18 protein-coding genes are annotated in these 25,844 nt (G+C 68.2%); 12 read left to right on the top strand and 6 right to left on the bottom strand.

Going from position 1 to position 25,844, the window contains the following annotated elements:
* Positions 1-162: 162 nt before the first annotated feature.
* The 9 genes from NX774_RS07455 to NX774_RS07415 all read left to right on the top strand — a co-directional run bounded on the left by NX774_RS07455 (position 163) and on the right by NX774_RS07415 (position 13,842).
* Complete coding sequence (locus NX774_RS07455; RefSeq protein ID WP_258821553.1) at positions 163-1,230, top strand: AI-2E family transporter; 1,068 nt, start codon at positions 163-165, stop codon at positions 1,228-1,230.
* 268 nt (positions 1,231-1,498) lie between these two features.
* Positions 1,499-2,926 (top strand): branched-chain amino acid transporter BcaP, encoded by a 1,428-nt coding sequence (gene bcaP, locus NX774_RS07450; RefSeq protein ID WP_370660407.1) that lies wholly within the window; start codon positions 1,499-1,501, stop codon positions 2,924-2,926.
* Between the two features lie 152 nt (positions 2,927-3,078).
* Positions 3,079-4,314: a zinc-dependent alcohol dehydrogenase gene (locus NX774_RS07445; protein ID WP_258821551.1), complete on the top strand. Its 1,236-nt coding sequence runs from the start codon at positions 3,079-3,081 to the stop codon at positions 4,312-4,314.
* Between the two features lie 19 nt (positions 4,315-4,333).
* On the top strand, positions 4,334-5,473 hold the full coding sequence (locus NX774_RS07440; RefSeq protein ID WP_258821550.1) for a glycoside hydrolase family 1 protein: 1,140 nt from the start codon (positions 4,334-4,336) through the stop codon (positions 5,471-5,473).
* 98 nt (positions 5,474-5,571) lie between these two features.
* Entirely contained in the window at positions 5,572-6,174 is a 603-nt protein-coding gene (locus NX774_RS07435; RefSeq protein ID WP_258821549.1) for an HdeD family acid-resistance protein, read from the top strand.
* A gap of 13 nt (positions 6,175-6,187) precedes the next feature.
* On the top strand, positions 6,188-8,617 hold the full coding sequence (gene ppsA / locus NX774_RS07430; protein WP_258821548.1) for a phosphoenolpyruvate synthase: 2,430 nt from the start codon (positions 6,188-6,190) through the stop codon (positions 8,615-8,617).
* Positions 8,618-8,731: 114 nt separating this feature from the next.
* Positions 8,732-9,835, top strand: coding sequence for a 6-phosphofructokinase (locus NX774_RS07425; RefSeq protein WP_258821547.1), 1,104 nt, complete (start codon positions 8,732-8,734; stop codon positions 9,833-9,835).
* Between the two features lie 140 nt (positions 9,836-9,975).
* Positions 9,976-11,418 carry an iron-containing redox enzyme family protein gene (locus NX774_RS07420; protein WP_258821546.1) on the top strand — a complete coding sequence of 481 codons (1,443 nt, stop codon included), beginning with the start codon at positions 9,976-9,978 and terminating at the stop codon, positions 11,416-11,418.
* Between the two features lie 27 nt (positions 11,419-11,445).
* Positions 11,446-13,842 carry a cyanophycin synthetase family protein gene (locus NX774_RS07415; protein WP_258821545.1) on the top strand — a complete coding sequence of 799 codons (2,397 nt, stop codon included), beginning with the start codon at positions 11,446-11,448 and terminating at the stop codon, positions 13,840-13,842.
* A 33-nt stretch (positions 13,843-13,875) separates the two neighbouring features.
* Here NX774_RS07415 and NX774_RS07410 read toward each other — a convergent pair whose 3' ends face one another.
* The 6 genes from NX774_RS07410 to NX774_RS07385 all read right to left on the bottom strand — a co-directional run bounded on the left by NX774_RS07410 (position 13,876) and on the right by NX774_RS07385 (position 22,105).
* Complete coding sequence (locus NX774_RS07410; RefSeq protein ID WP_258821544.1) at positions 13,876-16,023, bottom strand: cyanophycin synthetase family protein; 2,148 nt, start codon at positions 16,021-16,023, stop codon at positions 13,876-13,878.
* Complete coding sequence (locus NX774_RS07405) at positions 16,020-16,904, bottom strand: cyanophycinase (RefSeq protein WP_258821543.1); 885 nt, start codon at positions 16,902-16,904, stop codon at positions 16,020-16,022. Before NX774_RS07405 ends, NX774_RS07410 begins: the two co-directional genes overlap by 4 nt.
* Entirely contained in the window at positions 16,901-17,818 is a 918-nt protein-coding gene (locus NX774_RS07400; RefSeq protein WP_258821542.1) for an isoaspartyl peptidase/L-asparaginase, read from the bottom strand. Before NX774_RS07400 ends, NX774_RS07405 begins: the two co-directional genes overlap by 4 nt.
* A 156-nt stretch (positions 17,819-17,974) precedes the next feature.
* Positions 17,975-18,424 (bottom strand): DUF2244 domain-containing protein, encoded by a 450-nt coding sequence (locus NX774_RS07395; RefSeq protein WP_258821541.1) that lies wholly within the window; start codon positions 18,422-18,424, stop codon positions 17,975-17,977.
* 10 nt (positions 18,425-18,434) lie between these two features.
* Positions 18,435-20,030, bottom strand: coding sequence for a cytochrome c oxidase subunit I (ctaD, locus tag NX774_RS07390; protein ID WP_258821540.1), 1,596 nt, complete (start codon positions 20,028-20,030; stop codon positions 18,435-18,437).
* A gap of 164 nt (positions 20,031-20,194) precedes the next feature.
* Entirely contained in the window at positions 20,195-22,105 is a 1,911-nt protein-coding gene (locus tag NX774_RS07385; protein ID WP_258821539.1) for an Ig-like domain-containing protein, read from the bottom strand.
* Between the two features lie 200 nt (positions 22,106-22,305).
* Between NX774_RS07385 and NX774_RS07380 the strand changes: the two genes are divergently transcribed.
* The 3 genes from NX774_RS07380 to NX774_RS07370 all read left to right on the top strand — a co-directional run bounded on the left by NX774_RS07380 (position 22,306) and on the right by NX774_RS07370 (position 25,796).
* Entirely contained in the window at positions 22,306-23,556 is a 1,251-nt protein-coding gene (locus tag NX774_RS07380) for an Hsp70 family protein (protein ID WP_258821538.1), read from the top strand.
* Between the two features lie 3 nt (positions 23,557-23,559).
* On the top strand, positions 23,560-24,231 hold the full coding sequence (locus NX774_RS07375; protein WP_258821537.1) for a 3'-5' exonuclease: 672 nt from the start codon (positions 23,560-23,562) through the stop codon (positions 24,229-24,231).
* A 173-nt stretch (positions 24,232-24,404) separates the two neighbouring features.
* Positions 24,405-25,796, top strand: coding sequence for a tetratricopeptide repeat protein (locus NX774_RS07370; protein ID WP_258821536.1), 1,392 nt, complete (start codon positions 24,405-24,407; stop codon positions 25,794-25,796).
* The last annotated feature ends 48 nt before the right edge of the window (positions 25,797-25,844 follow it).

Raw genomic sequence — 25,844 nt, 5'->3', positions numbered from 1 at the left:
GTGCCCCCGCGGCAAAATCAAGCACGAGCATAGGCCCGGGCGACCGGCGCCGTTTGAGTTGAGTCAAGGTCGCCGGGCACCAGCACGTGCGCTGCGTAAAACCGTTGTGGCCTTATCATCGGTTCGCCGGCTGCCCGCCGGAACAAACGCTGGGGAGAATCCGTGTTCGGTATCGACGTGCGCACCGCCCGGGTCGTCTGGACCGCGGCCTTGGTCCTGCTTGGCCTGTATTGCATCTACACGATGCGCACGACCCTGCTGGTCATGCTGTTCGGTGTGTTCTTCAGCTACCTGGTCTATCCCTTGTTCACGCTCGCGCAACGCGCCTGCGGCCTGCGCGTGCCGCGCACCCTGGTGCTGCTGGTGGTGTTCGCGGCCGTCGCCAGCCTCATCGGGCTGGTGGGCCTGCTGTTCGGCAACCAGATCGTGGCGGAGGCGACCAACCTGGGCCAGCAGTTGCCGAAGTTGATGCAGCCGGGCGAGCTGGAGCGGCGGCTGCCCTTGCCGGCACCGCTCGAGCCGCTGCGCGTGCGGCTGGGCATCCTGCTGCAGCACCTGCTGGAGGGCGGGACGGCGCAGGCCCTGCCGGTGGTGCGCGGCCTGGGCACCAGCCTGTTCCACGCGGCGGGAAACCTGATCTACGTGGTGGTGGTGCCGATCTTCAGTTTCCTGATGATCCTGGAGGCGCCCTGGATCGAATCCTTCCTCGCTTCGCTGGCCCAGCGCCCCGATGGCAGGCTGTGGTCGAACGTGGCGCGCGGCCTGAACGACGTGCTCTCGCAGTACGTAAGGGCGCTGGCCCTGCTGGTGCTGGCCACCCTGGTCTCGTACAGCGTGGTGCTGGGCCTCCTGGGCGTGCCGTTCACACTGCTGCTGGCGGGGCTGGCGGCGGTGCTGGAAATCATTCCCGTGTTCGGCCCGCTCATTGCGGCGCTCACGATCATCGTGGTGGCGGCCTTCAGCGGTTATGGCCACGTCTGGTGGCTGGTGCTGTTCTTCGCCGGCTACCGTATCTTCCAGGACTACATCCTCAACCCCTGGCTGATGAGCGAGGGCGTGAACGTGCCGGCCATCCTGGTCGTGTTCGGCCTGCTGGCGGGCGACGAGCTCGCAGGCGTGCCCGGGATTTTCCTGTCCGTGCCGGTGATTGCGGCGCTCCGCATGTTCGCGGTGCAGGTGCGCCTGCACCGGGAGGCCCGGCTGAATGCCGGCGGCGCCACCCAAGGGTGATGTATGTATGTCTGTATGGACAGCCGTTTTATTGTTGCGCGAAAACTCATGCAGTGGTTCAATGCGGCATTTCGCCGCGCGTGGACCAGGGATTTTGGACCTGGTTTGCGCGTGCTGCGTGCCCCGCAGCGGCCAAACGGCCTCGCTGGGTATGTAGAGAATGCGATAATGTATGGCCTGCAAGGTGGAGCTGTCGTCACTGCAGTAGAAAAACTTGGGTTTGCGACAACAACAAGAACGTAAGCCGCCTATCAAATTGGAGAGACTAGTGAGTTTATTCAGAACTAAAAATCTTGATCACATGGTTGCCGCGAGCCGCAGCTCGCACAGCGGGCTCAAGAAGGTGCTCGGCCCCATGGACCTGATCATGATGGGTATCGGCGCGATCATCGGCACGGGTATTTTCGTGCTGACCGGCGCCGGCGCGGTCACTGCAGGGCCGTCGCTGACCCTGTCTTTCATCGTCGGCGCCTTCGCCTGCGGCTTCGCGGCCCTGTGCTATGCCGAATTCGCCTCCACCGTGCCGGTTGCCGGCTCGATCTATACCTACAGTTACGCCACCCTGGGTGAACTGGTTGCCTGGATCATCGGCTGGGACCTGCTGCTCGAATACGGCCTGGCCACCTCGGCGGTGTCGGCCGGCTGGTCCGGCTATTTCCAGTCGCTGATCGGCGGCCTGGGCTACCATCTGCCGGACGCGCTGTCAGCGGCGCCGGGCGCCAAGGCGGGCGTGACCACGTATTTCAACCTGCCGGCGTTCTGCATCATGATGATCCTGACCTTCATGCTGTCGCTGGGCGTGCGCGAATCGGCCCGCATCAACAACGTCATGGTGGCCATCAAGGTGGGCGTGGTGCTGCTGTTCATCGTGGTCGGCGCCAAACACGTCCGTCCGGAAAACTGGCAGCCGTTCATGCCGTTTGGCGCAAGCGGCATGATGAGCGCGGCGGCCCTGGTGTTCTTCTCGTTCATCGGCTTTGACGCGGTGACCTCGGCAGCGGAAGAGGTCAAGCGCCCCGAACGCGACCTGCCGATCGGCATCATCGGCTCGCTGGCGCTGTGCACCGTCCTGTACGTGGTGGTCTCGGCCATCATGACCGGCATCGTGCCGTTCGCCGAATTCAAGAACAACATCGACCACCCGGTCTCGCTGGCCCTTGAAGTGGCCAAGGAAAACTGGTTCGCCGGATTCGTCAGCCTGGGCGCCATCCTGGGCATGACCACCGTGATCCTGGTGATGGCCTACGGCCAGACCCGCATCATCTTCGCCATGTCGCGCGACGGCCTGCTGCCGGCCCGCCTGTCGAAGGTGCACCCCAAGTACGGCACCCCGTTCTTCGCAACCTGGATGGTCGGCATCATCTTCGCGCTGCTGGGCGCGCTGGTCCCGCTGGACGTGCTGGGCGAACTGGTCAACATGGGCACCCTGGCCGCGTTCTGCCTGGTGTCGGTGGCCGTGATCGTGCTGCGCAAGAAGCGTCCGGACCTGCACCGTGCCTTCCGCTGCCCGGGCGTGCCAGTTATCCCGGCGCTGGCCGTGATCTTCTGCGCAACGCTGATGTCGTTCCTGAGCAAGACCACCTGGATCGCTTTCCTGGTCTGGCTGGTGATCGGCCTGTTCGTGTACTTCGGCTATGCGCGCCATCGTTCGGCGCTGAACAACGCGGCCAAAGAGGCCCCCGCTGTAGCGTCCTGAACGTCGCATCCTGAAAGCCCGGGCCCGGCAGTATTGCACTGCCGGGCTTTTTCGTTTTTGGCCACGCCCGGCCGAACTGCCTGGCGCCACGCGAATCAAAACTGCTTCACATCCGATTGCCAGGCACACCGGCTGGTGTGGAAGGAGAAGCGATGAAAGCTGTTGTATTTCACGACGTCGGCGACATCCGGCTCGAGGACGTGCCCGAGCCGGCCCTGCAGCAACCGACCGATGCGATCGTGCGCATCACCGTGAGCGCCATCTGCGGGACCGACCTGCATTTCGTGCGCGGCACCTTCAGCGGCATGCAAGACGGCACCATCCTCGGCCATGAGGCCGTCGGCGTGGTGGAGCAGGTGGGCAAGTCGGTGCGCAACCTGGCGCCCGGTGACCGCGTGGTGATCCCGTCCACTATTGCCTGCGGCTACTGCTCGTATTGCCGCGCAGGCTATTACGCCCAGTGCGACATCGCGAACCCGAACGGGCCGACGGCTGGCACGGCGTTCTATGGCGGGCCGCCGCTGTCCGGCGCATTCAACGGCTTGCAGGCAGAAAAGGCGCGGGTCCCGTTTGCCAGCATTAACCTCGTCAAGCTGCCGGACGACATCAGCGACGACCAGGCGATCCTGTTGTCCGACATTTTCCCGACCGGCTATTTCGGCGCCGACCTTGCCCACATCAAGCCCGGGCACACGGTGGTGGTGTTCGGCTGCGGGCCGGTGGGGCAGTTCGCCATTGCCTCGGCCAAGCTGATGGACGCGGGGCGCGTGCTGGCAGTGGACAACCTGCCGGACCGGCTGGAGATGGCGCGGCGCCAGGGCGCGGAGGTGATCAATTTTGACGAGGAAGACCCGGTGCAGGCGGTGCGCGACCTGACCGGCGGCATTGGCGCCGACTGCGCCATCGATGCGGTGGGCGTGGACGCCGAATGCGCCCACCACGGGCCGGCTGCGGCGCAGGCGCAACAGCAGGCAGAAGCGTTCCGGCAGGAAGTGGCGAGCGTGGCGCCAGTGCAGCACCCGTCCGGGCAGAACTGGAAGCCGGGTGAAGCGCCGTCGCAGGCCCAGCAGTGGGCGATCGAGGCGCTGGCCAAGGCGGGCACGCTGGCGATCATCGGCGTGTATCCCCCCAACGATTCCTCTTTCCCGATCGGCAAGGCCATGCTCAAGAACATCACGATCAAGATGGGCAACTGCAACCACCGGCGCTACATCCCGCACCTGATCGAGCTGGTCAGGAGCGGCGGCTTCGACCCGACCAGCGTCATCACCCAGCACGAGGCGATGACGTCGGCGATCGATGCCTACAAGGCGTTCGACGAGCGCCGGCCCGGATGGATGAAGGTCGAACTGGTCAACGCGCGGCAGGGCCAGCAACCCACCCCGTAGCCAAGGCACGGCCAATCCCGTGTTCAAAAGCTTCTTCCAGGCCGGCTTCGAGTGCGCGACCGGCTACAACCGCGACGGCGAGTGGATCGACCTGATCGAGGACACCTGGCACCACCGCCACGTCGACGAAGACTACCGGCGCCTGCGCGCGGTGGGCATTGCGACCGTGCGCGACGCGATCCGCTGGCCGCTGGTCGATCGCGGCGGCGGCCGCTTCGATTTTTCCACGGTGCGCAAGCCGGTCGCGGCGGCGGTGCGCCACGGCATCGAGGTGGTCTGGGACCTGTTCCACTACGGGTACCCGCAAGGGACCGATCCGCTGGCCGACGATTTCGCCGAGCGCTTTGCCGCCTACTGCGGCGCCTGCGCCCGCTATTTGCGCGGCCGCCTGCCAGGCACGCTCTGGTTCACCCCGGTCAACGAACCGTCCTACATGGCCTGGGCGGCGGGTGACGCCGCGCACTTCGCGCCACACCTGTGCGGGCGCGCCGGCGAACTCAAGGTGGCGCTGGTGGCGGCCGCGATCCGCGGCATCGACGCCATTCGCGCCGAAGTGCCGGACGCGCGCTTCGTTCACGCGGACCCGATGTGCCGGGTGGTGCCGTGCGACGCGAGCGCGGCGGCCGTGGCGGCGGCGCACCACTTCAACGAGCGCGGCGTGTTCGAGGCGCGCGACATGCTGGCCGGGCGCCTGCGCCCCGAGCTGGGCGGCAGCCCGGCGCACCTGGACGTGGTCGGCATCAACTACTACTGGAACTGCCAGTGGGTGCTGGGCGAGCAGGGCAGCTGGCTGGCGCCGGACGACGCGCGCCGGCGCCCGTTCCGCGAACTGGCGCTCGCCGCCTGGGAGCGCTATGGCCACGAGATCGTCATTTCCGAAACCTCGCACTGGGGCGAGCACCGCGCCGGCTGGCTCGACGAGCTGGCGGGCGAGGTGGAGTGGCTGCTGGCGCGCGGGGTGCCGCTGCGCGGAGTGTGCCTGTACCCGATTTTGGGCATGCGCGACTGGCACGCGCCGCGCGACTGGATGCCGATGGGCTTGTGGGACATCGACCATGCCGGCGGCATGCGGCGCGTGCTGCACCAGCCGATGTTCAAGGCGCTGCTGCGGGCGCAGCGGCGGCTGCAGCGCCACCTGCCGGCCAGCCGCCGCGCCTGAGGCGGGCGCGGAACTGTCGCTCACCGGGCCTGCCTAATGAAACAGCGGACAGGCCGGGTCTCCTTTCCCGGCCGCGCTGATGTTGGCAGGCGGTCGATATGAACAGTTTTTATGTGCGTTCCTGGTGGGTGGCAGCGCTGCGCGGCGTGCTCGGCATCCTGTTTGGCGTGCTGGCCCTGATGTGGCCGGGCCTGACCTTGCTCACGCTGGTGGCCTTGTTCGCGGCCTACGCCATGCTCGGCGGGATCGCTTCCGTGATCGGCGCGATCAGCCATCGCAAGGTGGACGACGACTGGTGGATCCCGCTGCTGCTCGGATTGGTGAGTATCGGCGCGGCGGTGGTGGCGGTGGTCAATCCCGTGCTCACCACGCTGGTGCTGGTGATGGTGATCGCGGCCAACGCGCTGGTCTCCGGCGTGCTGGACATCGTGGCCGCTGCACGGCTGCGGCGCGAGCTGCACGGCGAATGGATGCTGGCCCTGTCGGGCATCGCCTCGGTCGTGTTCGGCGCGCTGGTGTTCCTGTATCCGCTTGCCGGCGCCATTGCGATGGTCTGGCTGATCAGCATCTACGCGATCATCAACGGCGCCCTGCTGCTGTCGTTGGCCATTCGCGCCCGCACCGTGACCGCCCGCACGCAAGCGCGCCCGGCGGTCGAGCGGCGCGTGCTGCCCGACCGGCGCATGGCCGGGGCGCATTGACGCGGAGCCGGCGATGGGCCCGTCGAGTGAATTCATCCGCTGGTTTGCCGACCTTTCCGCGGACGATGTGCCGCTGGTGGGCGGCAAGAACGCGTCGCTGGGCGAAATGTACCGCGAGCTCTCGGCGCACGGCGTGCGCGTGCCCAATGGGTTCGCGATCACGGCCGCGGCCTACCGCGCCGCGATGGAAGAAGCCGGCGCGTGGCAGCCGCTGCACGCGGCGCTGGATGGGCTGGATGCTGCCAACGTGGACGACCTGGCGCGGCGTGCGCGCGCCGCCCGCGACATCGTGTACGGCGCCGCGCTGCCTGCGCAACTGGCCGAGCAGATCGTGCAGGCCTATCGGCGCCTGCGCGACGAGTACGGGCCCGAGCTCACTGTGGCCGTGCGCAGCTCCGCCACGGCCGAGGACTTGCCCACCGCAAGCTTCGCCGGCCAGCACGAGACCTACCTGAACATCGGCGGCGAAAGCCAGGTGCTCGACAGCGTGCGGCGCTGCTTCGCCAGCCTGTTCCAGGACCGCGCGATCGTGTACCGGATCGAGAACGGCTTCGACCACTTCAAGGTGTACCTGTCGGTGGGAATCATGAAAATGGTGCGCTCCGACCTTGCCTCGGCCGGCGTGATCTTCACGCTCGACACCGAGACCGGCTTTCGCGACGTGGTGTTCGTCACCGGCGCTTACGGGCTGGGCGAGAACGTGGTACAGGGCACGGTCGATCCCGACGAGTTCTACGTGTTCAAGCCGGCCTACCGCGAGGGCAAGCAGGCGGTGCTGCGGCGCAGCCTGGGCGGCAAGGAAGTGCGCATGGTTTATGCGCAGGGCGGGCGCGCCACCACGCGCAATGTGCCGACCCTGCCGGCCGAGCGCGAGCGCTTCTGCCTGCCGGATGAAGACGTGCTGGAACTGGCCGGCGCCGCGCTGCGCATCGAGGACCACTACAGCGGCCGGGCCGGGCACCCGGTCCCGATGGACATCGAGTGGGCCAAGGACGGCGTGGACGGCAAGCTGTACATCGTGCAGGCGCGGCCCGAGACGGTCGCTTCGCGCAAGAGCGGCGCCGTGCTGGACGAGTACACGCTGGACGGGCACGCTGCCGTGCTGGCCAGCGGGCGCGCGGTGGGGGCCAAGGTCGCATCGGGCCGTGCGCGCGTGATCCACAGCGTCGGCGAGCTGGGCACATTCAGGCCGGGCGAAATCCTGGTGGCGGACACCACCATGCCCGACTGGGGCACGGTGATGAAGACGGCGGCGGCCGTGGTCACCAACCGCGGCGGACGCACCTGCCACGCGGCGATTGTGGCGCGCGAGATCGGCGTGCCGGCGGTGGTTGGCTGCGGCAACGCCACCGAATGCGTGCAGACCGGCGCCGAGATCACGGTGTCGTGCGCGGAGGGCGACCTTGGCCACGTGTACGCGGGGATCCTGCCGTTCCATAAAACCAGCACCGACCTGTCGGCCTTGCAGCTGCCGGCCACCCACATCATGGTCAACATCGGCAACCCGGACACCGCATTCCAGACCCGCTTCCTGCCCAACGACGGCGTGGGCCTGGCGCGTATGGAATTCATCGTGGCCGAGCACATCAAGGTGCACCCGATGGCGCTGGTGCATCCGGAGCAGGTGGCCGATGCGCAGGTGCGCGCGCAGATCGCACAGCTCACGCGCGGCTGGCCGTCACCGGCCGAGTACTTCGTGCGCCAGCTAGCCGAAGGCGTTGGGACGATCGCAGCGGCGTTCTACCCGAAGCCGGTGATCGTGCGCATGTCCGACTTCAAGACCAACGAATACGCGAGCCTGCTGGGCGGCCAGTGGTTCGAGCCACACGAGGAAAACCCGATGCTGGGCTTTCGCGGGGCCGCGCGCTACACCCATCCGGCGTACGCGGAAGGGTTTGCGCTCGAATGCGAGGCGATGAAGCGGGTGCGCGGCGACATGGGGCTTTCCAACGTGCGCCTGATGATCCCGTTCTGCCGCCGGGTGCAGGAAGCCGAGGCGGTGATCGCGGCACTGGGCGCACATGGCCTGGTGCGCGGGCAGGATGGGCTCGAGGTGTACGTGATGTGCGAGATCCCGAACAACGTGGTCCAGCTGGACGCCTTCGCGCGGCTGTTCGACGGCTTTTCGATCGGCTCCAACGACCTGACCCAGCTGACCCTGGGCGTGGACCGCGACTCGGACATCGTCGCCTTCGACTTCGACGAGCGCGACCCCGGTGTGCTTGCGCTGATCCGCATGACGATCGAGGGGGCGCGGCGCTGCGGGCGGCATGTGGGCATCTGCGGCCAGGCGCCGTCGGATTACCCGGAGGTGGCGCGCTACCTGGTCGAGCAACGCATCGATTCGATCAGCCTGAACCCGGACTCGGTACTGTGCACGCTACGTGAAGTGGCCGAGGTCGAGCGACGCCTCGGCATCGCACCGCGCGCCGCACAATCCTGAGCCGGCCTTCGCGCCGCCGGGCGTGGCTGCGCCCCATGGTATAGTCAGCCCGATCATGAACATCAACGGGCGGCGCCGGCGCGCGCTGCCAAAGCACAGGGAGCGGATAACGAGATGCGGATTGCGATCAGCACGGGCGGCGGCGATGCGCCGGGACTGAACGCCGTCATACGGGCGGTGGTACTGGCGGCCGAGCGCCAGGGGTGGGAATGCTGGGGCATCCGCGACGGCTACAACGGCCTGCTGGAGCCGGCACAATGCCTGGGCGAGCCGGTCATGCGCCTCACACCCGAGACGGTCTATGGCATCGGCGCGCTGGGCGGCACCATCCTGGGCAGCACCAACCGCGGCAACCCCTTGCACTACCCGGTGCGCCAGCCAGACGGCAGCACGGCCGAGGTCGACCGCGCGGACGAACTGGTTGGCCTGTTCCGGGCGCGCGGCTTCGACGCGCTGGTCTCGATTGGCGGCGACGGCTCGATGGCCATTGCCGAGAGCCTGTACCGCAAGGGCCTGAACGTGGTGGGCGTGCCCAAGACGATCGACAACGACCTTGACCACACCTACACCACCTTCGGCTTCGACACGGCGGTCGGCTTTGCCACCGAGTGCATCGACCGGTTGCACACCACGGCCTATAGCCAGCACCGGGTGATGGTGGTCGAGGTGATGGGCCGCTACGCCGGCTGGATCGCGCTGCACGCAGGGATGGCGGGTGGCGCTCACGCGATCCTGATCCCCGAGATTCCGTTCGACCCCGCGGTCGTGGCCGAATCGATCGCGGCGCGCGACGCCGCCGGCCACCATCATTCGCTGGTCGTGGTGGCGGAAGGCGCGCAGGCGCTGGGCGGGCAGCGCGAACTGCTGGCGGCCGCCGGCGCCGGACATGCGGAACGGCTGGGCGGCATCGGCGCGCGCCTCGAGCATGAACTGGCGGCGCTGACGGGCAAGGAGTGCCGCGCCGTGGTGCTTGGCCACCTGCTGCGCGGCGGCAGCCCGTCCGCGTTCGACCGGGTGGTGGCGTCCCGCTTCGGCGCCGCGGCGGTGCGCGCGCTGGCGCAGGGCCAGTCCGGGGTGATGGTGGCGCTGGGCGGCAGCGAGATCGGCACCGTGCCGCTCGCCGAAGTGGCGGGACGCACCAGGCGCGTGCCGGTGGACAGCGATACGGTGGCCACCGCGCGCGAGCTCGGCATCTGCCTGGGCGACCGGGCTGCCTGAGGGCGTTCTTTCCGAACGTTAATTTTTTTGTAATCCAGTTCTTACAACGCGGCAGCGCGCGTACCGATTTCCGGCCATGGATGGCCTCCGGATAATTGTTGCAATTGTCTGAGAGGATTTTCGAAATCGAAACGTACGCCATGAGTTCGCCCGCCGTTCTGGATGCAAGCATTGCCGCGCCGCCGTCGCGCTGCGCGGTGTCCCCGCGTGCACGTCATCTGTACTTCAAGCTGATGTCCGACCCCGGCGCGGCCGCGGTCGCGGCGCAGGCCTTCCTGCGCGAGCAGATCGATGCCGTGCGCGACATCCCCGCCGACCTGCCCGATACGCCGGCCGCGCTGGCGGCCTGGATGCGCGACCGTGTGGACGCCGTGGGCCTGCAATACCGCGACTACCTTGCGGCCCGCAAGAACGGCGCACCGCGGCGCTATTTCGGCAGCCGCGCGCACGCGCTGTACTTCCTTAAGGGCGTGGCGCCCACCAAGCTGGTGGACGGCGCGTGGCTGTACGGCCTGCTGCGCCAATGGGCCAATCCCGATGTCCGCCCGCTGATCCGGACCTATCTGGAGGAGCTGGGCGACGGGGTGCCGGGGAAGAACCACGTCACCCTGTACCGCAAGCTGCTGGCCACGCACGGCTGCGAGGGCTGGGAGCAGCTGCCGGAGCATCATTTCGTGCAGGGTGCGATCCAGCTCGCGCTGGCGCACAACGCCGGGCAGTTCCTGCCCGAGATCGTGGGCTACAACCTGGGCTACGAGCAGCTGCCGTTGCACCTGTTGGTCAGCGCCTACGAGCTCAATGAGCTGGGCATCGACCCGTATTACTTCACCCTGCACGTCACCGTGGACAACGCGGCCAGCGGGCATGCGCACAAGGCCGTGCAGGCGCTTGAACGCCTGCTGCCGCAAGTGGGCGACCGTGCGGCGTTCTGGCGCCGCGTGCTGGACGGCTACCGGCTCAACGAGCCCGGCGCCAGCACCACCTCGGTCATCGCCGAATTCGACCTGCAGGACGAGCTGGTGCGCATCCTGGCCGCGAAAAGCACCGTGGGCCGCAACCTGCACTCGGACTACTGCCGCGTGGGCGGGCGGGCGGTCAACGACTGGCTGTCCGACCCGGCCCAGATCCCGGCCTTCCTGGCGGCGCTGCAGTCGGCGGGCTGGATCAGCCGTGGCGAGGATCCGGGCAACAGCCGGTTCTGGCGGCTGGTGAGCGGCGAGCGGGCCGAGATGTTCGGCGTCTTCAGCGCCTACGAGCTGGAGGTGCTGCATGACTGGATCGCGGATGGCCAGGGCGAGACTTCGCGCCGGGTGCCGAGCCACCGGGCGCGCCAGCGCGCGCTCGACAACCTGGGCCAGCAGGAGCCGCGTGGCCCGCAGCCCGAGCGCGGCCTGATCCGCCGCCACGCGCACGAGGACGAAGGCACGGACAACGAATTGCGCGTGCTCGAACAGCGCATCGCGGGGGCGGCGAACAAGCAGGAAGCGATGGAGGTGCTGCGTGAACTGATGGGGCCAGCGCAGCACCACACCGCGCCGGGCCTGATGGCCACCCGCATGTTCGCGCGCCTGCTGGACGCTTGAGAACGCCCCCGGACAAGGAAAACCCACGTGTACATCCTGGAACAGCGCTTCCTGCGCGGACCGAACATCCACGCCGACAGCCCATGCCTGCTCAGCGTGCTCGACCTGGACGATCTGTACGGCGTCTCGAGCAAGGACATCCCCGGCTTTAACGACGCACTGCTCGCGCTGCTGCCCTCGCTGCACGGCCAGCTGGTGCCGACCGGGCAGCGCGGCGGCTTTGCCCAGCGCCTGCGCGAGGGGACCTATCTCGGGCGCGTGGTCGAGCAGCTGACCCTGGAACTGCAGACGCTGGCCGGAACACACGTCAGCTACGGCCGCACCAATCCGGCGGCCCGCAGGCCCGGGCACGTGCGCATCGTCTGCGCCTATGAAGTGGAGAGCGTGGCGCAACCGGCATTCCGGCTGGCGGTGCAGATCGCCGATGCGCTCGGCCACGGCCAGCCGTTCGACCTTGGCCCGCGCCTGGCCGAGCTGCGCGAGATCGTGGCGCGGCATGCCATCGACCCTGGCACGGCGGCGGTGCTGGCCGCGGCGCACGAGCGCGGCGTGCCGGTGCAGCGGCTGACCGAGGACGCCAGCCTGTTCCAGCTCGGCTGGGGCGTCAAGCAGCGGCGCCTGCAGGCAGGCGCCACCAGCGAGACCAGCTTTGTCGCCGCGAAGATCGCCAGCGACAAGCAGCTCGCCAGGTCCTTGCTGCAGGAGGCCGGCGTGCCGGTACCGCAGGGTGACGTCGTGCGCTCGCTGGACGAGGCGCTCGAGGTGGCGCGCTGGGTCGGCGGCCCGGTCACGGTCAAGCCGCTGGACGCAGGCGAGGGCGTGAGTGTCAACTGCAGCACCCGCGACGATATCGAGCGTGCTTATGCATTGGCGCACAACTACGCGCGGCGCATCATCGTCGAGCGAGCCGTCGAGGGCAGCGCATACCGCGTGCTGGTCGCAGGCGGCCGCGTTGTTTCGGCCCGGCGGGTCGACAAAGGCAGCGATGCTGGCCAGGACGTGACCGGGCTGCTGCCCGAGCCGACGCGCCGGCTGTGCGTGCGCGCCGCAGCAACGGTCGGGCTGGACGTGGCCGGCATCGACATCGTGTGCCGCGACATTTCGCAGCCGCTGGCGGCGCAGGGCGGGGCGGTGATCGAGGTGAACGCCGGATCGGACATCGCCCTGCAACAACATCCGGACGCCGGCGCGGCCGTGCTCGACAGCCTGATGGGCGATTCGAACGGGCGTATCCCGCTGGTCGCGGTCACCGGCACCAATGGCAAGACCACCACGGCGCTGATGATCGCGCATGCCGCGCGCATGGCCGGCCGGGTCACGGGCGTGACCACCACCCATGGCGTGTACATCAACGGCAAGACCGTGGCGGTGGGCGACTGCACCGGCTATTGGTCGGCGCGCACCGTGCTGGCCGCGCCGGACGTCGAGTTCGCGGTGCTGGAGACGGCGCGCGGTGGCATCCTCAAGCGCGGGCTGGCGTTCGACCGCTGCGACGTGGGCGTGGTGCTGAACGTGTCGCCGGACCATCTGGGGCTCGATGGCGTCGAGACCATCGAGGACCTGGCGCAGGTGAAGACCGTGGTGGCGGCGTCGGCCTCGCGCGCGGCGGTGCTCAACGCGCAGGACGCGCTGTGCGTGGCGATGGTGCGGCGGCTGAAGCCGAACACGGAGGTGGTGTTCTTCTCGATGGAGCCGGAGAACCCCGTGCTGCTCAAGCACCTGGGCGACGGCGGGCGCGGCGCCTACCTGCAGGACAACGCCATCGTGCTTGCCGACGGCAAGCGCCAGGTCGAGCTGCTGCGGGTGGAAAGCATGCCTGCCGCGTTTGGCGGCCTGGCGCGGTTTAACATCGCCAACGCGCTCGCGGCAGCCGCAGCGTTGATGGCCTGCGGCTTTTTGCACATGCAGATCGCCCGGGGCTTGTCGACCTTTGTCTCGGACGGCAAGACCAATCCGCTGCGCACCAACGTATTCGACGTGCGCGGCGTGACCGTGATCGTCGACTATGCCCACAATCCGGCCGCGTACGTGGCGATGGCGGAGATGGCGCGCGCCATGCTGCCGCGCCAGCTGGTCGGGATCGTGACGGCACCCGGCGACCGGCGCGACGAGGATTTGCTGGAGATTGGCGAAGTGTGCGGCGAGCGCTTTGACGAGCTGGTGGTGTACGACTCGTCGCTGCGCGGCCGCGCGCCGGGCGAGACGGTGGACCTGATCCTCGAAGGCGCAGAGGAAGTGGTCGGCCCATCGGACACCCTGCATCGCGAGCTCGATGTCGGCAATGCGATCCGGCTGGGCCTGTCGCTGTGCGCGCCGGGCGATGTGCTGGTGTTTTCGTGCGGCTCGTCGCTGCGCGTGTTCATCGAGGCGCTGCGCGTCACCGATCCGGAGAGCGCCGACCTGATTGCTGCGCAAACGGCGTGAACCGCAGGCTGGGCAGTCCTGCTGCCCAGCCGCTCAAGAATCCATCGCCGCGCCTATCGAGGCGCCGTGCACATCTGGCGCGTTCTGGCATTGTGCGTCGGCCTTGCAGTCCCACGTAAAGCTGCGCAGCGCATCCGTGATCTCAAGGGCGCCAAAGCCCGACGCGGCCAGCGCGCAGGTGGCGGACAGCGCCGTGGCGAGCATGTGCCGCGCGACCTCGCCGAGGGCAATCCGCATCTGGTGCACGTCGATGAGCGCCTTGTGCCGCATGCCGTCCGCGATCACCAGGGTGTGGTCCAGCAGGTAGGCGCCGCGTCCACCGCTTTCCAGGTGACGCAGCAGCACCGGGTATTCGGCGTCGAGCGAGACGTAGAGCACTTCGATGCGTTCGGTCAGGTCCGCAGCCATTGCGACGCAGCGGTCGTCCTCGGCATTGAGCACGACGGCGCGCGAGGCGCTATGGGCCACCACTGCCTGGACCGGTGCCAGGCGGTCGTCCGCTACGTTCAGCACCACTGCCACGTAGCAGCGGTCGAACGCCAGGCCATGCTGCAGGACGCCGTCGTGCCCGGTCTCGAGCACCGCGATGTCCACTTCCGGTGAGCTGAGGACACTGCGCGCACAGCGGTAGCCGGTGCAGTCGCCTTGCATGGTCTGGTCGCCGCTGATGTACACACCGTCGGTGGTCGTCATGCCGGTCCGCAGCCCGACCATGCGCGCGGCGTGGCCGATCAAAAGCGTGGTCGTGGTTGCGCCCGTGCTGCCGGAGACCGCGATCACCGGGATGCGCCCATCGTCCTCCCCGAACATCTCTTCGACGATGGCGGCACCGGCGTCGCGCGGCTTGCCATGGCTGGGGTACTGGTGCATGCGGATGCCCGGCGCTGCGTTCACCTCGATGATGCCGCCGTGCTGTTCGCGCAGCGGCCGGGCGATGTCCTCGCAGACGATGTCGATGCCGGCCACGTCCAGGCCGATCGTGCGTGCCGCGCGCACGCAAAGCTCGCGCGTCTCGTCCGGCAGCAGGTCGGTTACGTCCTCGGCGGTTCCGCCGGTGGAAAGGTTGGCATTGCCGCGCAACTGGACGTCGACGCCGGCAGCAGGCACACAGTCGGCGCTGTACCCTTGCGCGGCCAGGGTCTGTGCCGCCAACTCGTCCAGCGGGATCCTGGTGAGGACGTTGGTATGGCCGTCGCCACGCGCCGGGTTGCGGTTTTCGCGCTCGACCAGCTCGCGCATGGAGAGGTGCCCATCGCCGGTGACGAATGGCGGCCGGCGCCACGAGGCAGCAGCGACCGTGGTTCCGGTCACCAGCACGCGGTAGTCGCGGCCCGCCAGGTATTCCTCGACGATGACGCGCGGGCCGTAGCCACGCGCGTGTTCCCATGCGCGTTCGACTTCATCCGGCGTGCCGCACATCGTGGTGACGCCCTTGCCCTGGTTCGCGTCCAGCGGCTTGACGGTGACGATGCCACCAAGCTGCCGTGCCACGCGCAAGGCGTCCTCGAGGCTGTCCACGGTGGCGCCGGCCGGCACCGGGACGCCGGCCTGTTCCAGCAGGGTCTTGGTGAGCTGCTTGTTACGGGCGATGCCAACCGCGATGGCATTGGTGGCGCCGGTGATGGTCGCCTGCAGGCGCTTCTGGCGGCTGCCCCAGCCGAGCTGGAACAGGTTGGCATGGTCGAGCAGGCGCATGCTCGGAATTGCGCGCCGGTGCGCCGCCGCCAGCACGGCTGCCGTGCTGGTGCCGATGGCGTGGCGCGCGGCCGTCGCGCGCAGACGCTCGAGCGCCTCTGCCATCGGATACTGCTCGCCGCGCACCAGCGCGTTGAGCAGGTCGACGGTGGTGTCCAGCGCCAGCGCGGCCACCTGCTCGCACTCGTGGCCGCACACGATGCGGTACTGGTCGCCCTGGCTGGCGATGGTGCGGCTGAACGGGGCCGGTACGCCTGCCGCCGTTTGCAGGTGCATGGCAACCGGTTCGATGGCATCGACGATGCTCGCGCCGCTCGCCAATCGGGCGCAAGCAGCAGGCGGCAGTGCAGGCAACAGCGCCAGCAGGCGTTCCCCCAGGCCAGGCAGCATGCAAGGGCCGCCAGCTGCATCGATCTCCGCCACCAGGCAAGGCGTCGCGGCGTACAGGTTCGGCCCGCGCAGGAGGCGCTGTTCCTTGATTCTCATGAGATGGGGTTCCGCTTGGTGACGTTCTCCAGGAACTCCAGCAGCGGGGGCGGCAGCGCGCGCTCCGGTGTGTGCGCATCGTCCGGCAGGCGATATTTGCTACCCGACGGCAGCAGGTGCAGGCGCACGTCGATCAGTTCCGGCGTCATGTGATCGTGGATTTCAGCGATGTTCGTGGCCATGTGGCGGCCGTCGACGATGGTGACCGCGCCTTCGCCCAGCACCTCGATGCCGACGCCGCGCTCGACCACGAGGGCGGTGTCTTCGTCGATGCCGATGCCTTGCAGGTAAGGATTGGCGGCCACGACGGACAGCAGCCGGGCCAGCCGCTGGCGCTCGGAGAAGTGCTGGTCGATCACCACCTTGTGCAGGAAGCCCAGGCCGGCGCCCAGGCTCACCGCGCCTTTCTCGGGCTGGAGCTCGGCGCGTCCTTGCGCCAGCATGTGGCCCGACATGGCCGAGGCGCCGGCGCTGGTGCCGCCGATGCAGGCTCCGCGCAGCTTGAGTGCGGTGTGCATCTCGGCGTCGAGCGCCGTGCCGCCGATGAGCGCGAGCAGCCGCTTCTGGTCGCCGCCGGTCATGAAGATGCCGTCGGCTTCGGTGATGGCGGCGATGTGCTGTTCGTCGTTGGCGTCGCGCCGGCTCTGCAGGTGCAGGTGCTGGCACTGGCGCACGCCGATGTCGGCAAACGCCCTGTCATAGACCTGCCACATCTCGTCCGCTCTGGCGCTGGCGGCGGTGATGACGACGATGCGCGCATGCGCGCCGCCCGATAGTTCGACGAAGCGCGACAGGATCGCCTTGTCGTGCTGGCGGTCCTCGCAGCCGCCGATGATCACGAGGTGGCCGTGCGCTGCGGTGCTGTGCGGTTCGGTCTTCATCGTCCAATGATCCGCGCGTGCGGCATGTCCTCGCTCTGGTTGGTGGCGTGGCCGGCCTCCTGCCGGCTCACCGCGATCAGGCCGACTTCGTAACGCTTGTCGATCAGGTCCACCCCGCGCTGCAGCGCCTGCTGCAGCGGCATGCCGTCGGCGATCCACTGGTACACGGTGCGCGCCAGCAGATGGCGCATGATCTGTTCGCCGATGCCGGTGGCCGCCACTGCGCCCTCGGGACCGGCGTAAAAGCCCGCGCCAACGATCGGGGTATCACCCACGCGGCCTAGCAGGCTGGGGGCAGATCCACCGGTGGAGGCGGCTACCGCAAAATTGCCGTCGGCGTCGCGTACCACCGCGCCCACCGTGTCGCACTTGGCGCGCTTGGGCAGTTGCAGCGGCACGTTGTAATTCCAGAACTGCGCGAACTGGCCGTTGTCCACGCCCGGCATCGCCGGCATCGATCCGATCAGTTCGTGCAGCATCTTGCGGTGCTCCTCGCGCTGCCTGTCGCTTGGGCCGGGGTGGGGCGACAGGCCGAGGGCGCGGGCGAGCCGGTCGGCGCCTTCGCCGGCCAGCAGGCAGTGCGGCGTCTCTGCGACCGAGCGCGCCAGCAGCACCGGGTTCTTCACGTCGCGCACGCAGGCCACGGCGCCAAGGCGCCCGCGCGTATCCATGACCGAGGCGTCCATCTCGATGGTGGCCCCGTCCAGCCCCAGCGCCGCGCCGGTGCCGGCATTGAAGCGGCCATCGTCCTCCAGCACTACGATGGCCGATACGGCCGCGTCCAGCGCCTCACCGCCCTCGCGCAGGCGCTCGAGCGCGCGCTCGGCGGCGCGCTCGCAGCCGTCCTGGCAGTCCATCGGCTCGCCCACGCCGCCGTGGATGACGATGGCCCAGCCTGGTTGTTTGTTGCTCATTCTTTTGGTTCTCCATTCTGGCGTATGCACACACCAGCCGGTGCACGCCGAAAACACGATTATGCAAAAGGAGAATGTTCGGCAACATCGGTTGCCCAGCCGTGTGCGTGTAAGAGCATGCTGACAGGAACGCGCCGGGCGGTGGCACAGCAGGCTTCAAGCGAGGAAGGAGGCGCCGCGCAGCTCGCGCCGCAGTTCGGAAGCGACTTGCTGGCGCGTGGCGTCATCGACGAACGCGCCAATGGCGATCCTGGTGCCGCGCGACTCGATCTCGATCAGCGCGCGGTGGCGGTCGGGCAGGGCGATGCGGGTCCAGTACGGGTCCAGCCGCACTTGCTCGGTGCGCGCGCCCAGCACGCGCTCGATCAGCAGGCAGCGCTCGGACAGCGCAATGTGCTCCCGGTCCAGCGCATGGCGCGCGTAATGCAGCAAGGCCGCGCCGACGGCGGCCATTTCCACCAGCGCAAACGCAAACACGATCCAGATGCCTTGCAGCGCGAACACGAAAGCGATGCCGAAGCTGCCGGTGCACAGCAACAGGTACGCGGTGGCGAGCTGGCGCGGCGTCAGCGAGCAGTTGCGCTTGAGCAGCCACTCCCGCTTCATGGCGCGCTTGCTACTTGACCGCCGGCGGCGTCTCGAAGGTGTGGAACGGCGCCGGACTGGGCACGGTCCACTCCAGACCCTCCGCTCCCTCCCACGGCTTGGCCGGGGCCGGCTCGCCGCCGCGGATGTTGGGGATCACGACGAAGAACAGCCAGTACACCTGCGACAAGCCGAACAGCCACGCCCCCACGGAAGTGAGCATGTTGAAGTCGGTGAACTGGGCCGCATAGTCGGCGTAGCGGCGCGGCATGCCGGCCAGGCCCAGGAAGTGCATCGGGAAAAAGGTGACGTTCACCCAGATCAGCGAATTCCAGAAATGGAACTTGCCGCGCCATTCGTTGTACATGTGACCGGTCCATTTCGGCACCCAGTAGTAATAACCGGTAAACAACGCAAACAGCGAACCCGCCACCAGCACGTAATGGAAGTGGGCCACGACGTAGTAGGTGTCCTGCAGCTGGACGTCGATGGGCGCGACCGCCAGGATGAGCCCGGAAAAGCCGCCGATCGTGAACACCCAGATGAAGCCGACCGCGAACAGCATCGGTGTTTCGAAGCTTAGCGCACCTTTCCACATGGTGGCCACCCAATTGAACACCTTCACGCCGGTGGGAATGGCCACCAGCATGGTCGTGTACATGAAGAACAGCTGGGCCGTCACCGGCATGCCGGTCACGAACATGTGGTGCGCCCAGACAATGAACGAGATGATCGCGATCGACGCCGTCGCATACACCATCGACGCGTAGCCAAACAGTGGCTTGCGCGAGAACGCCGGGATGACCTGCGAGATGATTCCGAAGCCGGGCAGGATCATGATGTACACCTCGGGATGGCCAAAGAACCAGAAGATGTGCTGGAACATCACCGGGTCGCCGCCGCCGGCCGCATTGAAGAAGGTGGTGCCGAAGTGGCGGTCGGTCAGCACCATGGTCACCGCCGTGGCCAGCACCGGCATCACCGCGATCAGCAGGTAGGCCGTGATCAGCCAGGTCCAGCAGAACATCGGCATCTTCATCAGCGCCATGCCCGGCGCGCGCATGTTGAGGATGGTGGTGATGATGTTGATTGCGCCCATGATGGACGAGGCGCCCATCATGTGCACGGCAAAGATCGTCATGTCCATGCCCGGCCCCATCTGGACCGACAGCGGCGGATACATGGTCCAGCCGCCCGCAGGCGCGCCGCCCGGCACGAAGAACGAGGCGACCAGCAGCAGCGCGGCCGGCGGCAGCAGCCAGAACGAGAAATTGTTCATGCGCGCGAACGCCATGTCCGACGCGCCCACCTGCAGCGGCACCATCCAGTTGGCAAAGCCGACGAAGGCCGGCATGATCGCGCCGAAGATCATGATGAGGCCGTGCAGGCTGACGAACTCGTTGTACAGCTCGGGATTGAAGAACTGCAGCCCGGGCTGGAACAGCTCGAGGCGGATCAGCATTGCCAGCACGCCGCCGACCATCAGCATCGTGACCGAAAAGAACAGGTACAGCGTGCCGATGTCCTTGTGGTTGGTGGCAAACAACCAGCGGCGCCAGCCGTGCGGGTGGGCGGCTTCCCCTTCGCCGTGGACGTAACCGGGGGATCTGGTGGTGGTGCCGCTCATCGCGCTCTCCCGCAACTGGGATCGAAACTAGCGATGACTATAGCCGCGGCACCGAAGGCACGATTGGGGCGGCCTTGGCTGTTTGACGCAAATCAACCCAGGGACGGTGCACCGGAACTTCGTGGATGGCGGGCGCAGCGGCAATGCCGCGCCCGCCGCCTGGATCAGCCGGACGAGGCGCAGCTCGGGTTGCTGCCGTACGGGCTCACGTAGCCCGGCGGCGGCACGTTCTTGTCCAGGTAATCCTCGGCAATGCCGGGCAGCGTCAGCGTGGTGCGCGCGTGGCCCTCGGTCCCGGTCACGGTGCCCGAGACCGTCAGTTCGGCATCGACCCACACTGCGCGGTCGGCCGGGTAGCGCAGCAGTACGGTTGCCATGCCCATCTCGTCGGTCTTGCCGCTCACCGACACCGTCAGCGGCACGCCCGGGTCGAGCACGCCGTTGCCGTTGCGGTCGAGCGCTGCGTCGTAGATGCCGCGCCGCGCCAGGTCCTCGTTCGCGCAGGTGGCGCTGACGCCCACCGACCAGCTCTCGCCGACCTTCACCGGCGCTGTCATGAAGCCCTTGCGGTAGGTGGTGGCCCAGGCGGACGCGCTGACCGTGACGTCCTTGACCGGATTGCCGGCGTTGTCGGCCACGAACACGGCAAATTCCTTTTGCAGCACGGCCGGCGAGATCCTGGCGGTCTTGTTACCAGTGCCAACCTGGATCGACAGCGCCTTTTTGTTGACGGTCAGGCTGGCCGCGCCGGTGACCGTGGGCAGGTCGGCAAGCCGGGCCTGGATGATCGTGCTGCCGGCGCCGCCCGCGTTCGGCCCCGCAACGAAGACCACGCGCGCGGCGCCATCGCTGCCGGTCACCGCCGACAGCGGCGAGAGCAGCGCGCCGCCGCTGGGATCGGCCAGGATCGAGAACTGCACGGTGGCGCCCTTGACGGCGTTGTTGGCGGCCGTGCCGTCGCGCACCATCGCAACCAGTATGCTTTGCTCGCCGGTGCCCACCAGGGCCTGGTCGGCCTGTAGGTCCACGCGCGCGCCTGCCTGCAGGCTGGCGACGAATTCCACGCGGGTGCTGGCCCGCGTGCCGGAAGGCAGCGTGGCGTCGATGGTGGCGACACCGGCCGAGTCCGAACGCAGCCAGGTGCGCGTTGCGCCACCCGAATAGGAGAGTGCGCCGCCGAGCGGCTTGCTGCAGGCGGCGTCAAGGTAGAGCGTCCCGCGCGAGGTCGCCAGGTTCACCGTGCCGCTGGCCAGCGTGGTGCTGGTCGCGTCCACCGGGGTGCAGCTGCCGACCGCGATCTCCTTGAGCACCTCGGCGCCATTGGCGTCCGTGGCCACAGCCGGTGACAGCGTGAGCTCGCCGCCGGTGACGGTGACGCTGCGTATCACGCTCGCGCCCGCCGCGCTGACGGTGAACTGTTCGCTGCCGCGCACCGATCCGTTCAGCTGCACCGGGACCTGGCCGCGGCTGTCGGTCAGGCTGGCCATGGCCGCGATCTGGTTGCCGTTCTTGGCGCTCACGCTGACCGGCACCCCGGCAAGCGGGCGCTCGGCCGCGTCGAACACCGTGGCCGTGACGGTGGCGCTGCTGCCGGCGGCCAGGGTGGCAGGGGCGTTGAAGGAGAGGTGGGTGCCGCTGACGTTGACGACCGCGCTGCCGGCCTGGCTGCCGGCCTTGGCGCGCACCGCGATCTGGCGGTTGGCGGGCGAGCCGCCGGTGCCCAGGCTTGCCACGACCTTGCCGCTGGCGTCGCTCACCGCGTTGGCCACCGACAGGAAGCCGGAGTCGACCGAGAACTCGACCGGCACCCCCGCCACGCCGACATTTGCCGTGTTCTTGAGCAGGGCGGTCACCGTCACCTCGGTGCCGGGAAGCCCGCTGGAGGGCAGGTTGGCGCTGCTGGTGACCACGCTGACCGACGCCACGCTGGCGGCCGGATCGGCCGGCGGCGGGTTCGAGCCGGTCGGTGGCGGCAGGCTGCCGCCGCAGCCCGCCGCGCTGCCGAGCGAACAGCCGGCGCTGGCGGTGCTGCCGCCGCCACCGCAGCCGGCTGCCAGGATTGCAACGAGAAGCATGCATGCACTGGTGCGTTTCGTGTTCAAGGTAACCCCCCTAAAAGAAACCGGCTCCAAGTTCCTCAGCGTATCTTTTTGACGGAGGCAATTCTTGATAAACAGCAATAAGCAACGGCATCCATGCACGACGCGTGGGCGCAACGGCTGGGCACGGAAACGGCAGAATCTGGTAACATTGCCGCCCTTTTTGAAAGTCAGACATGGCCAAGGCTTGCGGCGTCGATTTCGGCACCTCCAACTCCACTGTCGGCTGGGCGCGGCCCGGCCTGCCGTCGCTGCTCGCGCTCGAGGACGGCAAGCCGACCCTGCCATCAGCCGTGTTCTTCAACGCCGACGACGACGAGGTGCGCTACGGGCGCGCCGCGCTGGCGGACTACCTGGAGGGCTACGAAGGGCGCCTGATGCGCTCGCTCAAGAGCCTGCTCGGCACCAGCCTGATCGACGGCCAGACCGAGGTCGCCGGGCGCGCGCTGCCGTTCCGGGTGCTGCTGTCCCAGTTCATCGGTGAACTCAAGCGGCGTGCCGAGCGCGAGGCGGGGCAGCCGTTCCGCCACGCCGTGTTCGGGCGCCCGGTGTTTTTCGTCGATGGCGACCCTGACGCCGACCGGCTGGCGCAGGACACGCTGGCCCAGGTCGCGCACGCGGTCGGTTTCGAGGAAGTGGGCTTCCAGTACGAGCCGATTGCAGCCGCTTTCGACTACGAATCGCAGATCGCCGGCGAGGAACTGGTGCTGGTGGCCGACATCGGCGGCGGCACCTCGGACTTTTCGCTGGTGCGGCTGTCGCCCGAGCGCGCCCGCCGTGCCGAGCGCCGCGATGACATCCTCGGCAGTGGCGGCGTGCACATCGGCGGCACCGATTTCGACAAGTACCTGAGCCTGGCCGCGGTGATGCCGCTGCTGGGGCACGGCAGCATGCTGGTGTCCGGCGCGCAGGTGCCGTCCAGCTACTACTTCAACCTGGCCACCTGGCACACGATCAACCTGGCGTACACGCGCAAGAGCGCCGCGCAGCTGGTCGAGCTGGTGCGCGACGCCTGCGAGCCGGACAAGCTGGCGCGCTTGCACCGGCTGGTGGAGGACCGCGCCGGTCACTGGCTGGCCATGCGCGTGGAAGAAGCAAAGATCGCCTTGTCGTCCGCGCCCGCGATCGCGCTCGAGCTGGACCGGCTGGACCCGCCCGCGCTGCTCGACCTCACGCGTGACGGTTTTGCCGACGCCATTGCCCAGGCCGTCGATGCGGTTGCGGCCACGGTGTCGGCGCTGCTGGCCGATGCCGGCGTCGATGCCGACCGGGTCGATACCGTGTTCTTTACCGGCGGCTCGAGCGGCGTGGCCGCGCTGCGCGAGCGGATCGGGGCACTGCTTCCGCAGGCGCGCAAGGTCGAGGGCGACCTGTTCGGCAGCATCGGCGCGGGCCTTGCGCTCGACGCCGCGCGGCGCTTCGGGTGAGCCATGAGCGTGTTCGATAAACCAATCGTGATGCTCGACTTCGAGACCACCGGCCTGTCGCCGGCGATGGGCGACCGCATCACCGAAGTGGCGGCCCTGCGCATCGTTGGCGGTCGCGTGACCGAGCGCTATGTTTCGCTGGTCAACTGCGGCGCCCGCATCCCGGCGTTCATCACCGCGCTGACCGGCATTTCGCAGGACATGGTGGACGCGGCGCCGCCGGCCAGCCGGGTGGTGCCGGAGCTGATCGACTTCATCGGCACCGACACGCTGGCCGCGCACAACGCGAGCTTCGACGAAAAGTTCCTCAAGGCCGAAGGCGAACGCCAGGGACGCCAGTGCGGGCACGCCCACCTGGTGTGCTCGCTCAAGCTGTCGCGCCGGGTGTTCCCGGGGCTGCCGAGCTACAAGCTGGGGCAGCTGTCGGGGCGGCTGGGCATCGCGTTTCGCAGCGCCGCCCACCGGGCCGAGGCCGATGCCGAGGTCGCGGCAGAGGTGCTGCTCCACATCGGCCGTCACCTCGGGCGCGAATACGGGCTGGGTCAGGTCGAGCCCTCGCTGTTGGCATCGCTCAACAAGGTGGCCGCAGCCAAAGTGCCGGCCTGGATGGGAAAATACATCGCCAGCCGCAGCGCCGGCGTGAGCGACGAGCCCGCTCGCGACGTTCCCATTTAACAACTCTTCCCCGCGTCCGACGCGTTTTTTATGCGTCACGGGTCAGCACGATTGTGCGCAGTCAAACTCCCGGTCCCTCCGCACACTTAAAATTTTAGCAATACTTATGAGGCCGCTTGGCCTGGTCGGTCCGATTTTTCTGCGTTTGCAACGGCCCTGGGCCGGAGGAACAGATGAACCGCCAGAATCTCTCTCGCGAGGACTATCAGCAGACGTACGTATGGTTCCGCCAGGCGGCCGAGCGGGGCGATCCGTACGCGCAATTCAACCTGGGCCTGCTGTATAAAAAAGGCGAGGGTGTGGAGCGGGACGACAGCGTGGCGTTCAAATGGATGCGCCAGGCCGCCCGCCAGGGGCTCGCGTTCGCCCAGAACCACCTTGGCGCCATGTACTACAACGGCCGTGGCGTGGACCAGAACGACGCCGAGGCCGCCTACTGGTTCCGCCGTGCCGCCGAGCAAGGGGATGCCTCGGCCCAGCAGAACCTTGGCCAAATGTACAAGAAGGGGCGCGGGGTCCAGCCCAACCCCGACATGGCGCTGGCCTGGTTCTACCGCGCGGCCGAGCAGGGCATTGCCAGCGCCCAAAACCTGCTGGCCGAATGCTACCTGCATGGGCAGGGCGCCGGCACCAACTACCCGCTGGCCATGGCGTGGTTCCGCAAGGCCGCCGTGCAGGGCAACGCGCCGGCGCAGCTCAATTTGGGCCTCATGTACAAGCGCGGCCAGGGCGTGGAGCCCAACGACGTGCAGGCGCTGTGCTGGTTCCGCCAGGCCGCTGCACAGGGCGACCCGGTGGCGCAGCGCCAGCTTGGCATGGCGTACGCCGAGGGGCAGGGCGTCAAGCCCGATCCGCTGCGCGCAATGGCCTGGCTGCAGCGCGCCGGCGAGCAGGGTGACAAGGAAGCCCAGTTTGCGCTGGGCCTGATGCTGGCCAACGGGCAGGGTGTGGAGCACGACGAGGTGCGCGCCATGACGTGGTACCAGCGCGCGGCCGAACAGGGCCACGTGCTGGCGCAGTACAACCTTGGCAACATGTACGCCAACGGCCGCGGGGTGGAGCGCGATGCGCAGCGCGCGCTGGAGTGGTACCTGCGGGCTGCCGAACAGGGCGCGGCCAACGCCCAGTTCAACCTTGGCGTCATCTACGCCAATGGACAGGGCGTCCCCAGCGACGAAGCGCGCGCTGCCTACTGGTACCAGATGGCTGCCGACCAGGGCGACGCCAGCGCCCAGAACAACCTGGGCGTCATGTACGCCAACGGGCAGGGCGTGCCGCACGACGACGTGATGGCCGTGTACTGGTACCAGAAGGCCGCCGAGCAGGGGCATGCGCTGGCCCAGTACAACCTGGGCGGCATGTACGGCAGCGGCCGCGGGGTGGAGCGCGACAAGGTGCGTTCGTACATGTGGATGCTGCTGGCCGCCGACGCCGGGGACGAGACGGCCAGCGCCAACAAGAGCATCGTCGCGCGCCGGCTGTCGCCGGCCGAGATTGGCTGGGCGCTGGACATGTCGCGGCAGTGGCAGCTCACGCACCGCAGGCTGGACGGGGAGACCGGCTGAAGGCCAAGGCGTCGGGCGGGCCTTGGCTGGGCACTGCCCGGCCTCTCC

Source organism: Massilia agilis, assembly GCF_024756255.1.
Taxonomy (GTDB): domain Bacteria; phylum Pseudomonadota; class Gammaproteobacteria; order Burkholderiales; family Burkholderiaceae_D; genus Telluria; species Telluria agilis.
Note: the sequence above shows the minus strand (reverse complement) of the source record. Positions and strands in the feature narration are given on the sequence as shown.

Coding starts and splice junctions, on each gene's coding strand:
- NX774_RS07445 (WP_258821551.1), top strand. CDS start 3,079: ATGAAAGCTGTTGTATTTCACGACGTCGGCGACATCCGGCTCGAGGAC.
- NX774_RS07435 (WP_258821549.1), top strand. CDS start 5,572: ATGAACAGTTTTTATGTGCGTTCCTGGTGGGTGGCAGCGCTGCGCGGC.
- ppsA (WP_258821548.1), top strand. CDS start 6,188: ATGGGCCCGTCGAGTGAATTCATCCGCTGGTTTGCCGACCTTTCCGCG.
- NX774_RS07425 (WP_258821547.1), top strand. CDS start 8,732: ATGCGGATTGCGATCAGCACGGGCGGCGGCGATGCGCCGGGACTGAAC.
- NX774_RS07420 (WP_258821546.1), top strand. CDS start 9,976: ATGAGTTCGCCCGCCGTTCTGGATGCAAGCATTGCCGCGCCGCCGTCG.
- NX774_RS07410 (WP_258821544.1), bottom strand. CDS start 16,023: ATGAGAATCAAGGAACAGCGCCTCCTGCGCGGGCCGAACCTGTACGCC.
- NX774_RS07405 (WP_258821543.1), bottom strand. CDS start 16,904: ATGAAGACCGAACCGCACAGCACCGCAGCGCACGGCCACCTCGTGATC.
- NX774_RS07400 (WP_258821542.1), bottom strand. CDS start 17,818: ATGAGCAACAAACAACCAGGCTGGGCCATCGTCATCCACGGCGGCGTG.
- NX774_RS07395 (WP_258821541.1), bottom strand. CDS start 18,424: ATGAAGCGGGAGTGGCTGCTCAAGCGCAACTGCTCGCTGACGCCGCGC.
- ctaD (WP_258821540.1), bottom strand. CDS start 20,030: ATGAGCGGCACCACCACCAGATCCCCCGGTTACGTCCACGGCGAAGGG.
- NX774_RS07385 (WP_258821539.1), bottom strand. CDS start 22,105: ATGCTTCTCGTTGCAATCCTGGCAGCCGGCTGCGGTGGCGGCGGCAGC.
- NX774_RS07380 (WP_258821538.1), top strand. CDS start 22,306: ATGGCCAAGGCTTGCGGCGTCGATTTCGGCACCTCCAACTCCACTGTC.
- NX774_RS07375 (WP_258821537.1), top strand. CDS start 23,560: ATGAGCGTGTTCGATAAACCAATCGTGATGCTCGACTTCGAGACCACC.
- NX774_RS07370 (WP_258821536.1), top strand. CDS start 24,405: ATGAACCGCCAGAATCTCTCTCGCGAGGACTATCAGCAGACGTACGTA.